The sequence below is a fragment of the Sphingopyxis sp. Geo48 genome (genome assembly GCF_949769155.1).
Lineage (GTDB): Bacteria > Pseudomonadota > Alphaproteobacteria > Sphingomonadales > Sphingomonadaceae > Sphingopyxis.
Genome location: NZ_CATKPA010000001.1, coordinates 1152131 through 1165723 on the forward strand (window position 1 = coordinate 1152131; position 13593 = coordinate 1165723).

The 13593-nt window shown below is 64.4% G+C and carries 13 protein-coding genes; 6 read left to right on the top strand and 7 right to left on the bottom strand.

Annotated elements, in window-relative coordinates; genetic code table 11:
* Positions 1 to 100: 100 nt before the first annotated feature.
* On the bottom strand, positions 101 to 598 hold the full coding sequence (locus QOL79_RS05895) for a hypothetical protein (protein WP_058455516.1): 498 nt from the start codon (positions 596 to 598) through the stop codon (positions 101 to 103).
* A 170-nt stretch (positions 599 to 768) separates the two neighbouring features.
* On the opposite strand from QOL79_RS05895, the gene dnaN reads away from it, so the two are divergent.
* Positions 769 to 1884, top strand: coding sequence for a DNA polymerase III subunit beta (gene dnaN / locus QOL79_RS05900; RefSeq protein WP_058455348.1), 1116 nt, complete (start codon positions 769 to 771; stop codon positions 1882 to 1884).
* Between the two features lie 52 nt (positions 1885 to 1936).
* Here the strand turns inward: dnaN and QOL79_RS05905 are convergent, their stop codons facing one another.
* Positions 1937 to 3277, bottom strand: a complete 1341-nt coding sequence (locus tag QOL79_RS05905) for a PQQ-dependent sugar dehydrogenase (RefSeq protein WP_204993774.1) — start codon at positions 3275 to 3277, stop codon at positions 1937 to 1939.
* A gap of 172 nt (positions 3278 to 3449) precedes the next feature.
* Between QOL79_RS05905 and QOL79_RS05910 the strand changes: the two genes are divergently transcribed.
* Positions 3450 to 3665, top strand: a complete 216-nt coding sequence (locus QOL79_RS05910) for a hypothetical protein (RefSeq protein WP_156416493.1) — start codon at positions 3450 to 3452, stop codon at positions 3663 to 3665.
* A 3-nt stretch (positions 3666 to 3668) separates the two neighbouring features.
* On the opposite strand, the gene argC is transcribed toward QOL79_RS05910, so the two are convergent.
* The 3 genes from argC to QOL79_RS05925 form a co-directional block, all read right to left on the bottom strand.
* The gene (gene argC, locus QOL79_RS05915) at positions 3669 to 4589 is read right to left on the bottom strand and encodes an N-acetyl-gamma-glutamyl-phosphate reductase (RefSeq protein WP_283418957.1); all 921 of its coding nucleotides are present in this window, start codon (positions 4587 to 4589) and stop codon (positions 3669 to 3671) included.
* 4 nt (positions 4590 to 4593) lie between these two features.
* Positions 4594 to 5493 (bottom strand): C40 family peptidase, encoded by a 900-nt coding sequence (locus QOL79_RS05920; protein ID WP_283418958.1) that lies wholly within the window; start codon positions 5491 to 5493, stop codon positions 4594 to 4596.
* Between the two features lie 120 nt (positions 5494 to 5613).
* Positions 5614 to 7026, bottom strand: coding sequence for a leucyl aminopeptidase family protein (locus QOL79_RS05925; protein WP_283418959.1), 1413 nt, complete (start codon positions 7024 to 7026; stop codon positions 5614 to 5616).
* Between the two features lie 66 nt (positions 7027 to 7092).
* Between QOL79_RS05925 and QOL79_RS05930 the strand changes: the two genes are divergently transcribed.
* Entirely contained in the window at positions 7093 to 7902 is an 810-nt protein-coding gene (locus tag QOL79_RS05930; RefSeq protein WP_283418960.1) for a DUF4163 domain-containing protein, read from the top strand.
* A 12-nt stretch (positions 7903 to 7914) separates the two neighbouring features.
* A complete protein-coding gene (locus QOL79_RS05935; protein ID WP_283418961.1) occupies positions 7915 to 8097 on the top strand; it encodes a DUF3008 family protein in 183 nt (60 codons plus the stop codon).
* Here QOL79_RS05935 and QOL79_RS05940 read toward each other — a convergent pair whose 3' ends face one another.
* Entirely contained in the window at positions 8098 to 9633 is a 1536-nt protein-coding gene (locus QOL79_RS05940; RefSeq protein ID WP_283418962.1) for a flavin-containing monooxygenase, read from the bottom strand.
* Positions 9634 to 9825: 192 nt separating this feature from the next.
* Here QOL79_RS05940 and QOL79_RS05945 point away from each other — a divergent pair, with 192 nt between their 5' ends.
* Entirely contained in the window at positions 9826 to 10950 is a 1125-nt protein-coding gene (locus QOL79_RS05945) for a DUF47 family protein (RefSeq protein ID WP_283418963.1), read from the top strand.
* A gap of 15 nt (positions 10951 to 10965) precedes the next feature.
* A complete protein-coding gene (locus QOL79_RS05950) occupies positions 10966 to 11979 on the top strand; it encodes an inorganic phosphate transporter (RefSeq protein WP_283418964.1) in 1014 nt (337 codons plus the stop codon).
* Here QOL79_RS05950 and QOL79_RS05955 read toward each other — a convergent pair whose 3' ends face one another.
* Positions 11980 to 13458: a DUF4403 family protein gene (locus QOL79_RS05955; RefSeq protein ID WP_283418965.1), complete on the bottom strand. Its 1479-nt coding sequence runs from the start codon at positions 13456 to 13458 to the stop codon at positions 11980 to 11982.
* Positions 13459 to 13593: the final 135 nt, after the last annotated feature.

The window sequence follows — 13593 nt, forward strand, 5'->3', positions numbered from 1 at the left end:
TCTCGGCGCCCGGATTTTGCCGGGGATCGCTATGGCGGCATTCGAAAGAGGTGAATCGCGAGTGAAGTTGCGCAGAAATCCGCCATTTTCCGAAATGCCGTCACCGGATGCTGGCGCACCCCAGCGCCGCGGCATCGATCGCCGTCGCGGCGCCGCGCAGCCGATAGGTGTCGGCGATCGCGCGGCCGGTGGCGGTGCTGCTCGCGACGCTCATGCTCGGCGCCGATCGCATCGCCGCGATGATCGCCGCGTCCATGCGTGCGTCGCTCGCCCAGCCGTGTGGGCCGTTGCCGGTCAGGATGAAGCGGCGGCTTCCGACGCTCAGGCGCAGTTCGCGTCCCGGCGCGCGCTCTTTCGACAGGCGAACATAGAATTGCCCCCTGATGCGCGACTTCGGCCAATATCCGACGCTGGCATAGGGTTTGATCTCGGGGCGTCCGATCGTCGCCGATGGCGCCGCGATCGCGTAGCAGCGCGGGATTGCGGACTCGCGAAACGCGCCCCAGCCCTCGAAAATTCCCAAAGCGGTACGCGGCGCGGCAAGGGCCATCGCCGGAACCGCCGACGCGATCAGGAAAAGGAAGGCTGTCCGCCGCATTGCGCCCCGTTTGCCCGAATGGAAATGCTTTGCAAGCATGGCTTGCGCGGCGCGACGCGTTCGTTAAGGAAGGTGGACATTTTCGGGGGACGGGATTCGGGGCGAATGGCCCGCTCCGCCGGACTCTCTCAGGGACTTTCCCCTTATCGTTACAGGGATGGCGAATTGGAATGAAAGCGACGATCGAACGCGCAGTGCTTCTGAAAAGCCTCGGCCACGTCCAGTCCGTGGTCGAACGGCGGAACACGATTCCGATCCTCTCCAACGTGCTGATCGAGGCCGACAGCACCGGCCAATTGAAACTGATGGCGACCGATCTCGACCTGCAGGTTGTCGAAACCATCGCGGCGAAGGTCGAAACGCCGGGCACGACCACCGTGTCGGCGCACACGCTCTTCGAAATCGCGCGCAAGCTGCCCGAGGGCGCCGAGGTCAGCCTCGCCGCAGCCGAAGGCAAGATGCAGGTCAAGGCCGGCCGCTCGAACTTCAACCTGCCGACCTTGCCGCGCGACGACTTCCCGGTGATCGCCGAGGGTGATCTGCCGACCAGCTTCGAATTGCCCGTCGCCGAGCTCATCCAGATCATCGACAAGACGCGCTTCGCGATCTCGACCGAGGAAACGCGCTATTACCTCAACGGCATCTTCTTCCACGTCGCCGAGGATGCGACGGGACCGGTGCTGAAGGCCGCGGCGACCGACGGCCACCGCCTCGCGCGCTACACGGTGACGCGCCCTGACGGCGCTGCGGCGATGCCCGACGTCATCGTGCCGCGAAAATGCGTCGGCGAAATTCGCAAACTGCTCGACGAGGCCGAGGGCAATGTCGAGATCAGCCTGTCGGCGTCGAAGATCCGTTTCCAGCTCGGCAATGCCGTCCTCACCTCGAAGCTGATCGACGGGACGTTCCCCGACTACAGCCGCGTCATCCCGACCGCGAACGACAAGCTTTTGAAGGTCGATCCGAAGAGCCTGTTCCAGGGCGTCGACCGCGTCTCGACGATCGCCAGCGAAAAGACCCGCGCGGTCAAGGTCGGGCTCGACAAGGATCGCATCACGCTCAGCGTGACCAGCCCCGAGAACGGCACCGCGGCCGAAGAACTCGCTGCCGGTTATGACAGCGATCCGATGGAGATCGGCTTCAACGCCCGCTACCTCAGCGACATCCTGGGGCAGGTCGACGGCGACAGCGTCGAACTCCACCTCGCCGACGCCAATGCGCCGACGCTGATCCGCGAAAGCGAGAAGAGCCCGGCCCTCTACGTGCTGATGCCGATGCGGGTCTGACGCCCGCCGCTAAACCGATACGAGAAGAGGCCCCGCGATCGCGGGGCCTTTTTTATCCAGCCTTCGATACCCGCCAGATCGTATTGCCGGTATCGTCGGCGACGAGGGCGCTGCCGTCCTTCGCGACCTTGACGTCGGCCGGTCGGCCGCGCGTCGTCTTGCCATCCTTGGCAAGGAACTGGTCGAGGAAGGTTACGGGCAGGGCGTCCACCGGCTTGCCATTGGCACCGAACTTGACGAACACGACGTCGTATCCGGCGACGGGCTCGCGGTTCCACGACCCGTGCAGCGCGATCAGCGCGCCATTCGCCCAGCGCTCACCAAGGTCGAGCTTGTCGGTGAAGGTGAAGCCGAGCGGCGCGACATGCGCGCCGAGCCCATATTCGGGACGCTTCACATATTGGCGGCGATCCTCGGCCTCCGGCGGCACCCGCGGATCGATGAACCCGCCCCAATAATACCAGGGCCAGCCATAGAAATCGCCCTCGGTCACGTCGGTCAGATAGTCCGGGACAAGGTCGCTGCCCAGCATGTCGCGCTCGTTGACCACCGTCCACAGCCGCTCGCTGCCGGGGTAGAAGGCCAGGCCGACCGGGTTGCGGATGCCCGCCGCGAAGGTCCGCATGTATTTATTCTCGGGCCGCACCTCGAGCACGCTCGCCCGTCGCACCTCGTTGCCCATGCCCTTCTCGCCGATGTTCGAATCGGCGCCGACGCCGACGTAAAGCCAACCGTTGGGCGCGGCGACGAGGCTCTTGGTCCAGTGGCGGTTTGTGCCCTTTGCGGGCAGGTCGACAAGCTTCGCCGGCTTGCCGCTCATTTTCGTCTCGCCCTCGACATAAGGGAAAGCGAGGATCGCGTCGGTGTTGGCGACGTAGAGTGTCTTGCCGACCAGCGCCATGCCATAGGGCGAATTGAGGCCGGTGATGTAGGCGGCCTTGACCTCGGCCTTGCCGTCGCCGTCGGCGTCGCGGAGCAGGGTGATGCGGTTCGCCGACGCGCCGCCCGCGCCCGCCTTGCTCATCATCGACTTCATGATCTTGCCCTCGATCCCGCCGTCCTTGCGCGGCGGGCTCTCGGCTTCGGCGACGAGGACGTCACCGTTCGGGAGCACGAGCATCGAGCGCGGATGGTCGAGTCCCTCCGCAAAGCGCTCGACCTTCAGGCCTTGCGCCGCGCGCGGCGCCTGACCCGCGGGCCAGCTCGTCGCCTCGGGCACGTTCATCGTCGGGATGGTCTGCGCATTCTGCGACGCCATCACGGGTACGCGGCCGCTGAGCTCGGCGGTCGAGAAGCGGGCCACGTCGGGGCGTGAAAGCACGTATAATATGATCCCGCCGACGACGATCAGGACGGCGAGGGCAATGGCGGCATATTTCAGGATTTTGCGCATGGGATCAGTCTTACACGGCGACGGGACGACGGCAAAGGGGCGATTGGCACCACCCGATGGTTAACCCGAGCGTCGCCTGGATTAACCTTACCCCGACGTTCATTACGGTTGAGAACGGCGCGGTGACACGGTCGGTCTAGAGCCGAGACCGGAACACAGGGCCGGGAACGACATGCATCTGCCATCACCCTATCTCGCCGATCGCGGCGCCGTCGAGGATGCGAACGCGATGATCCGCGAGCATGGAGAGGAAGCCGGTTTCGCTGCCGCCGCGCGCGCCGAGCAATATCGCGTGCTTGGCAATCACGTCCATTTTGCGCGCTGGCGCCAGATCGAACGGCTGATCACCTATCTGTCGATCGACATCGCGCTCGACACGGTTCACTGAGCCCTAGAGCCGCAAGCCCGCCGTTTCCGGCAGCCCTGCCATGATATTGAGGTTCTGGACACAGGCGCCGCTCGCGCCCTTGCCCAGATTGTCGAGCCGCGCGACGAGGCGGATCTGCGTGCCGTCGGGGCTGGCGTAGAGCATCAGTTCCATCCGGTCGGTCGCTTCGTCGCTTTTCCTCAACAGTAGTTCGCTTTCGTCGCGCGCGCGGCGGACGCTGACAAGCGGCGACCCTTCGAAATGAGCAGCGAGCGCTTCGAAGGCGGCGTCGGCGGTCGCAGCGCCGAAGTTCAGCGGAACCTCGACCAGCATACCGCGATAGACTGGCACCACCGCGGGCGCGAACAGCGGCGGATGTACCAGCCCGGCGCCTTTCGTCATTTCGGGTACATGCTTGTGGGCAAGGTTCAGGCCATAGCTGCGAAAGCCGATGTCCTCGTCCGCCTCGAACCTTGCGATCAGCTCCTTGCCGCCGCCCGAATAACCCGACACCGCGTTGACGCTGAGCTGAGCGTCGCGGGCAACAATCCCCGCGGCAACCAGCGGCGCAACGAGCGCGAGAAAACCTGTCGGATAGCATCCTGGGTTGCTGACACGCTTCGAACCCGCGATCGCGTCACGCTGCGCGGCGCTGAGTTCGGGAAAACCATAGGCCCAGCCGGGCGCAACGCGGTGCGCGGTCGATGCGTCGATGATCCGCACATCGGGATTGGTGACCATCGCCACCGCTTCGATCGCGGCAGCGTCCGGCAGGCAGAGGACGACGAAGTCGGCGCCGTTAAGCGCCTCGGCACGGCGCGCGGCATCCTTGCGCTCGGCGTCGGGCAGCGCGATGAGCGCGAATTCGCTCCGACCGGCGAGCCGCTCGGCGATTTCCAGGCCCGTCGTTCCCGCCGCGCCGTCGATGAAGACCGTCTGGGTCATGGCTTTATCGCAGTCTTTTGTGGCCGATGACCGGCACGTCATTACCTTTCGCAGCCGACCGCTTCGCAACCTCTGCAAGCGATTCGACGCGCACTTCCATCCACTGGCGGCTCGCGTGGATGATGTTCTGACTATCGGCCATGATCCCGACGTGGCCGGGAAAGAAGACGAGATCGCCGCGCGCGAGATCGGCTTGGTCGACATCCTTGTCGACGCCGAGCGCGGCAAGCTGCAGATCGCTGTCGCGCGGCAATTGCACACCGGCCGACGCCCAGGCGAGTTGCACCAGCCCCGAACAATCGATGCCCTTCGCGGTGCGGCCGCCCCACAGATAGGGCGTGCCGACCATCGATTCCGCAACCGCGGCGGGATCGTCATGCTCGCTGCCGACCTCGACCAGCGCGGCGATCGGCAAATAACCATGGGCGGTATTCAGCCACTCGCCCTCGGTCTCGCCCATCACGAGCGCCCCGCGCGGCAGGACGGCAGGGCCGCCGGTGGCGGCGTCGGGCGCCGAGTGCAGCATAGCCTCGATCATGTCGACGCGGTGGGTCGGTGCGATCGGCGCACCGAGCGCTTCGGCCGCCAAATAGCCGACATAATGATCGGCGAGGCTATAGCCCCAAGCCCAGCCGCCCGTGAGATCGAGCAGCGCGAAACCCTCGCCGAACAGCAACTCGCTCGTTTGGTCGGCGTCGAGCGACGGCGACCCGCGCATCACCGCGGCCGGCAGCACGCCGCTCACCATCATTGGCGCGGCGTAATGCGGCGCAAAATGAATGCCCGCGACCGCGATGTCGGCCAGGTCGGGACGGATTGCGACGATGCGCGGATCGAACGCGTGCGATGTGCCCGTTAGGCCGAAATGATCGCGGCCTTTTCCGGCCAGGCCGGGGCGTCCCATGCGCACGCGGTTTGCCGCTGAATGTTCGCCGCTGTTCGCTGTCACGTCTTGTCCTGTAACTCGTCTTTATCCGCGCTTTGCGGAAAGTCGCGGCGCATTAGACCAGCGGCCCCGGCTTTATCAAGGACGATCGCCCTTCTTGCGGCGGTCATAGCGGGCTTGAAGCATCGCCCATGCGGAGCGCAGGCCGAGTGCGGCGCCGCCCTTCGGTCGGCCGGGTTTCGCCGAGGGGCGCCAGGCGAAGGTGTCGAAATGCGCCCAGGGTGTGCCGTCGGGGACGAAGCGCTTCAGGAATAGGGCGGCGGTGATCGATCCCGCGAAGGGCGAGCTTCCGGCATTGCCGATATCGGCGATATCGGTTTCGAGAAGGTCGGCATAACCATCCCACAACGGCATCCGCCACAGCGGATCGTCGCGGTCGGTCCCGCCCTTGAGCAGGTCTTCGGCGAGGCTGTCGTCGTTGGCGTAAAGCGCCGGAAGGTCGGGGCCCAGCGCTGTCCGTGCGGCACCTGTGAGAGTAGCGAAATCGACGATCAGTTCAGGCTGGTCTTCGCCCGCCCTGGCAAGCGCGTCGCCCAGCACCAGTCGCCCTTCGGCGTCGGTATTGCCGATCTCGACCGTCAGCCCCTTGCGGCTCTTGAGCACGTCGCCGGGTCGGAAGGCATCGGCCGAAATCGCATTCTCGGCCGCCGCTACGAGGCAGTGCAGGCGGACCGGCAGCCCGCTTGCCATTACCAGTTCGGCAAGCGCGAGCACATGCGCGGCGCCGCCCATATCCTTCTTCATCAGCCGCATCCCCGCTGCGGGCTTGATGTCGAGCCCGCCGCTGTCGAAGCTGATCCCCTTGCCGACGAGCGCGACGCGCGGATGATCGTCCTTGCCCCATTCGATCTCGATCAGTCGCGGTGCATGATGCTTCGCCGCCGCGCGCCCGACCGCGTAGATCATCGGATAGCCCTGTTCGAGCGCTTCGCCCTTGGTCACGGTCAGCTTGGCGCCGTGCGCCTTGGCGATGCGTTCGGCCGCCTTTTCGATCGCAGCGGGCCCCATGTCGGCGGCGGGTGTGTTGACGAGGTCGCGGACGAGCGCGGTCGCGCGCATCTCTGCAACCGCCGGCGCGATCGCAGCGACATCGGTGGTCAGCAGCACGCGCGGGCCTTTCGTCGGCGGGTTCGATTTATACGCGTCGAACCGATATTGTGCGCTCAGCCATCCGAACAGCGCCTTGCCCGGCTGATGGCCCTCAACCCGATAGCGTCCCTCGGGCAGGATCTGGGCGAGCTTGGCAAGACACCACGCCGATAACTCGTTGACTTTCGCGACCGTCGTGACGACTGCCCAACGCTCGGGATCGTCGCCGGGCAGGATCGCGTGGACGAAGGCGTCCGGCTTGAAACCGACCGCGGCCAGATGCGCGCGCTCGCGGGCATTGCGCCCCTTCAGCCATTCATCATAGCCCTTCTTGTCGACGAGATGGATCGGGCGGGCATCCTGTCCCTTGTCGGGCTGGATCAGGTCGGAATAGTCGGTCATGCCGAGGTGCTAGGCCGCCGGGGATATTTTGTCGATTCCCTGCGTTGTGCGATCATGCCCTACCGAATGACCGCCATAATCCTCCCGATCCTGCTGCTCGCTGCAGGCTGCTCGAAAGACGAGCCGACGAAGGTCGACAAGGCGGTCGCCGCATCGGTCCCGGGCGCCCCGCCGGGCGGAAGCGAGGATGCGCTGGCCAAAGGCGCGCCCGCTTCGGACATAACGGAAAAGAATGATCTGATCGAATTCGCTTATGCCTATCCCGCCGAGGCGGCACAAATTCCCGAACTCGCCAAATTTCTCGACGCCGATCGACAGGTCAAACGCACCGCACTGGTCGCGGCAGCCGAGCGCGACAGGGCGGCGTCGGCGAAGGGGCATTTCCCTTATCATGCGCACAGTCACCTGCAGAAATGGCTGCGGGTCGCCAATACACCCCGCTTTCTCAGCCTTTCGGCAGAAATCGAGACATATGCGGGCGGCGCTCATGGCATGACGAGCTTCGACACTTTGCTGTGGGATCGCAACAAACGTGCCCGGTTGAAACCCGTCGATCTGTTCATCAGCCCCGAAGCCTTCGATGCCGCGATCCGCGAGGATTTCTGCGATCGGATCAAGCAGGCAAAAGTCGCGAAGGGCATTCAGACGCCCGACGAGCCCGACAGCCCATTTGCCAAATGCCCGCCCGTGTCGGCGCAGACGGTCTGGGTCGGCTCTTCGGACGGCCGCTATCTGGACCGGATGACGATCGCTATCGCTCCCTACGAGATCGGGCCCTTTGCCGAGGGGAGCTACAAGATCAACATGCCGGTGACTTCGGCGCTGGTGCGCGTCGTCAAGCCTGAGTTCGCGCGCGACTTCCTGCCCGTCAACTGAAGGAGATCGATCGTGCCTGCCAGATCCAAAGCGCAACAGAGAGCGGCAGGTGCCGCGCTCAGTGCCAAGCGCGGCGAAACGCCGAAGTCGAAACTCAAGGGAGCATCCAAGGACATGCTCGAAAGCATTACCGAGAAACAGCTTGAGGATTTCGCGAAAGGCTCGGCCAAAGGCAAACCCGAACGCCTCGGATGATTATTCGGCCGCTTCGAGTTCCGCAGCTGCTGTGGCGGCCGTCGCCACCGCGCCCGCCTTGGTGAAGGTCAGCACGCCATCGGCGATCTCGCCTGTGCGCATGTCGACGCGGTCTTTCACATAATGCTGGTTGAGCCGCCACGGCAGCGCGTCGGCATTTTTCGGCATGATGTGGAGTGAACGCTGGATATAGCCCGACGAAAAGTCGAAGATATTCTCTTCGGTCAGGCTGTTCGGATCCTCTAGCACCGGTGTTGCGATATCGGCGCCGGTCGCCTTCATGTGGTTCAGTACGCGGCAGACATATTCCGACACTATGTCGGCGCGTAGCGTCCAACTGGCGTTGAGATAGCCGAACACGACCGAGAAATTCGGGACGTTCGAGAACATGCACGCCTTGTAATAGAAATGCTCGTTCCACTGGATCGTTTCGCCATCGACGCGCACCGGAATTTTGCCCGCGACCGCGAGCTTCAAGCCCGTCGCGGTCACGATGATGTCGGCGTCGAGATGCTTGCCTGATTTGAGCTGGATGCCGGTCGCATCGAAGCGTTCGATATGGTCGGTCACCACCGATGCCTTGTCGGCCTTCATCGCCTCGAAGAAATCGGCGTCAGGGACGAGGCAGAGGCGCTGCTCCCAGGGATTGTAGGGCGGGGTGAAGGCTTCGGGGTCATATTTGTCGCCCAGGTTTTTCTGGAGCTGTTTGGTCAGGAACTCGCGAACCTTCTCGGGCTTGTTGCGCGCCTTGTTGAAGACGATGTCCTGCATCTTCACATTCTTGAAGCGCGTGATCTTGTAGGCGAGTTCGCTCGGCAGAACCTTGCGCAGGAAGTTCGCGAAGGCGTCTTTGGCCGGGCGGATCGCATACCAGGTCGGCGTGCGCTGGAGCATAGTGACATGGGCGGCGCCCTTGCCGTCGCCCTTTTCGGTCATCGATGGGACGATCGTCACCGCGGTCGCGCCCGATCCGATCACGACGACCTTCTTGCCCGCGTAGTCGAGATCCTTGGGCCAGAATTGCGGATGGACGATCTGCCCCTGAAAATCCTCGCGACCCGCAAATTGCGCATCGAACGGTTCGTCATAGTCATAATAGCCCGAGCCGAGGTAGAGCCAGCGCGCCGTCGTCGTCGAGGTCGCGCCCTTTTCATCCTCCATCGTCACCGTCCAGCGCGCGGTGGCGCTGTCCCAGTCGGCGCCGACGACCTTGGCGTTGAAGCGGATCTTGTCGCGGATACCGCGCTCGTCGACGATGCGATTCAGATATTCGAGGATCGATGGGCCGTCGGCGATCGACTTCTCATGCTTCCACGGTTCGAACACGAAGCCCAGCGTGTGCATGTCGCTGTCGGACCGGATGCCGGGATAGCGGAACAGATCCCAGGTGCCGCCCAGATTGGCACGCCGCTCGGCCAAGCCGAAGCTGCGGTCGGGGCAGTGCATCTGCAGATGCACTGCCATGCCGATGCCCGAAATGCCCGCGCCAACGATCAGGACGTCCTGGTCCACCGGGCTCGCCGTGCCTGCCATCATTTCGTCTCCCGTTTGTCTTTGGCGCGCAGCTTACGCACCGCGTTGCATTTTGCAATCGAATTGACGTTTACGGAAAGGTCCGATCGGGCTAAGGGCTGCCACTTCTGTCATTCAATTGTCATATTATCGTCACCAAATTGCAATTTCACATTGCGGCGCGGGGCGGCCAGCGGAACCTGCAGACCCGAATAAATGCGCCAGATTGCCGTTCTTCCCTACCGGTTCGGTGGCCTCGACAAGGATGGGCCGACCGAAATCCTGCTCGTCACCTCCCGCGGGACGGGACGCTGGGTGATTCCCAAGGGGAACCCGCTCACCGGTCTCGACCGGCACGCCTCGGCGGCGATCGAGGCCGAGGAGGAAGCGGGCGTACTGGGCGCCGTATGCCCGACGTCGATCGGCAGCTACGAATATCGCAAGCGCCGCGCGAACGGCGCCGCGATCATGTACAACGTCGAGGTATTCCCGCTGGCCGTGACGCGCGAACTCGACGAATGGAAGGAAATGGACGAGCGCGAGCGGCGCTGGTTCACGCTCGATCAGGCCGCTGCGTCGGTCGACGAGCCCGATCTTCAGGCGATGATCCGGTCGTTCGGCGACCGTGGTTTTCGCGCCGCGGCGGAGCGTTCGGGCGTCGTCTATAATGTTGCCCAAAAGACAGGGGTCAATCACATGTTCGGCTGGTTCCAGCGCCTGCTTCCGAAGCAGGGCAATTTCTTCGAGCTGTTCGAGGCACACGCGGCGACGCTGACCGCGGGCGCAGAAGCGCTCGCGCGGATGCTGCAGGGCGGCGAGGGCATGGCCGACCATGTCCAGGAGATCATCGAGCGCGAGCATGACGCCGACGCGATCACGCGCGAGGTGCTGCAGACCGTCCGCCGCACTTTCCTGACCCCGTTCGATCGCAGCGCGATCACCGACCTGATCGCCTCGATGGACGATGCGATCGACGAGATGCAGAAGACCGCCGGCGCGGTCGACCTGTACGACGTCACCGAGTTCGAGCCCGAAATGCGCGATATCGGCGGGATCATTGTCGATGCCGCCCGGTTGACCGCCGAGGCGCTGCCGCTGCTGCGCAATATTTCGGCGAACGGGACGCGCCTTCATGAACTCACCGAACGACTCGTGCGCATGGAGGGTCATGCCGACGATATCCATGCCGCGGGCCTCAAGCGCCTGTTCAAGGAACATGGCGAGGCGAACCCGACGCAGTTTCTGATCGCGCGCGAGCTGTTCCGCCATCTCGAACGCGTCACCGACAGCTTCGAGGATGTCGCGAACGAAATCGACGGCCTCGTCATCGACCACGCGTAAGCGGGGGTCCGCCCGATGCACGAACTCGCTTTTCCGCTTCTCGTCGGCCTGATCATCCTCGCGCTGGCGTTCGATTTTCTGAACGGTCTGCACGACGCCGCGAACAGTATCGCGACCGTCGTCGCGACGCGCCTTCTGCGGCCGGTGCAGGCCGTGGTCTTTGCCGCCTTCTTCAACTTTGCCGCCTATTTCCTGTCGCTCGCCTTTCCCGAACTCCACAAGGTCGCCGAAACGATCGGGAAGGGGATCATCGATAAGGATCTGGTGACCCCCGCGGTCGTGTTCGGCGCCCTGGTCGGGGCGATGTTCTGGAACGTCGTGACATGGCTGAAGGGCATCCCCTCCTCGTCGAGCCACGCGCTCGTCGGCGGGATCGTCGGCGCGGGCGTTGCCCATGCCGGGTTCGAGGGGATCGAGTGGACCGGACTCAACAAGACGGTGCTCGCGATCTTCGTGTCGCCGATGCTCGGTATGCTGCTTGCCATGCTGGTGATGCTGCTCAGCAGCTGGGCCTTGCGCCGCGCGAGCGCGAAATTTGCCGAAAGCACGTTCCGCACGCTGCATCTCTTCTCGTCGGCAGCCTATTCCTTGAGCCACGGGCTCAACGATGCGCAGAAGACGATGGGGATCATCACGGTCCTGCTCTATTCGACCGGTTATCTGACCGGCGAGTTCCATGTCCCGCACTGGGTGGCGATCAGTTGCTATATCGCGATCGGCCTCGGAACGCTGTCGGGAGGCTGGAAGATCATCGAGACGATGGGCGGCCGCATCACCAAGCTGTCGCACCATCAGGGCGTCGCCGCTTCGACCGGCGGCTCGATCGTCGTGTTCACCGCCAGCCTGCTCGGCATCCCGGTGTCGACGACGCACACAATCACCGGCAGCATCATCGGCGCCGGCGTCGCGCGCCGCGCGAGCGCGGTGCGCTGGGGTGTCGCGAGCAATGTTGTCGCGGCGTGGTTCATCACCATCCCGGCGAGCGCCATCGTGGCGGCCGCCTTCTACGCGCTGACGCGCCTCTTCTGATCATTTCGCGGGGCGATACGCAATATCGGCCGCGCCGGTCATCCGCACCGGCAGATAGAGGCCGTTGCCGTACGCCTTGATTTCGCCCGTTTCAAAGCCGTCGACCCGCGTGCGGATGACAAAGGCGCCCTCACGCCGCTGGTTCACCGCGCGTTTGATCTTGCCTTGGAGCTCGTCGAGGTCGCGCGAGAAATTCTGCGTCAATGCATCGGCAATCTGCGGGGCAAAGCCTGGGCTCTGACCGAGCGTGATCAGCAGGTCGCCGCCGACCCCGTCGGTGTCGCCGTTGATCGACAGATTGGTGAAATGCACCTCGGCCGATCCCGGCTCGTTGACGGGAACCGCGGTCATCCAGATGCGGCCGCGCGTCGGCGCTCCCGATCGCATCTCCAACTTTGCCTCGACGTCGACGCCGACCGCAATCCGGCCGCCGGGTGCGCCGTAAATGGTGGACTTGCCAAACGTCACCATCATCGAGCCGAGCTTCGGAAGGACAAAGGGCCGCGCCGACCGTTTGGCGAGCGCGCGATCGACGACGGGCTGGAGTATGGCATAGTCAGCGATCACCGGCACGCGGACATCGAGATGCGGCTTGGGCATTTCGCGCACAAGGCGCGGTAACAGGGTGGGCTTCGGATCGGCCGGGCGACCCGACACGAAGGTTTCGGTGATCGCCTCGAGCCCGAGGTCGAGGTTCATGCGATCACCCTCGATCCGGTAGCCGCCGTACAGGATGCGCTGCGGCGTCACGCGCATCCACACCGGCGGATTCTCGCGGTTGAGTTCGAGCGCGGTGAAGCTCTGCCGCCACACGTCGGCGGCCTGTTTGCGAATGTCGATCTTGGCGATCTCGCGGTTCACCTCGCGCTCGACGTCGCGCACGACGGGTTTCAGCTTGGCGTCGGCCTGATCGGTGAAGGTGATACGCCGCCCAAGGAAATCGATCCCCGGTGCCTTGGTCCAGCCATAGCTGATGCGCGCCTTGCCCTGCGTGCGCCAGTCGGGCGTGAGTTCGATGCGGACGCGCGCATGCGCCATGGCGGCGCCGGTCGCGGTCTCGCCCTTCAGCACCCCGCCCACGTCGCGCGCGGCGATCGTCGCGTGGAGCGGCACGTCGACGACGATCTCGTCGCCCTCGCCGCGCAGTCGCAGCGGGCCGCGCGTCACCTGGCCGACGATCGTGCAGGCGATCGGAGGGGTGACCTTGACCTTCTTGCCGAAGACCTTGACCCGCTGCGGCTGGACGCACGCCCGCTCGCGCTGGTTGATCGTCCACAGCGTTGTCGGCACCGCACGTTCGAGCGCCTGTTTGAGCGAAGCGGTGCTGGCGTTGATCGGCACCGCGATCAGCGATTTCTGCGTGGGCGAGGGCGCCTTGTCGGTCGCGCGCGGCGGCGCTTCGACCTCGGTCTGGCGGTCGCAGCCGGCGAGGGCGATCGCCAGCGGCAAAGTTGCGAAGACAAGTCTGGCGTGACGCATGCGATGCCCCCGATTCGATGTTTCTGCCTATAACAATCTAGCCGTTAAGCGTTCTTCGTACGCCACGCGGGATGATGGGCACCGTGAATTATCTTCGTGTTCTGCAATCCCGTTTTACACCCTTGCACCTTTGCG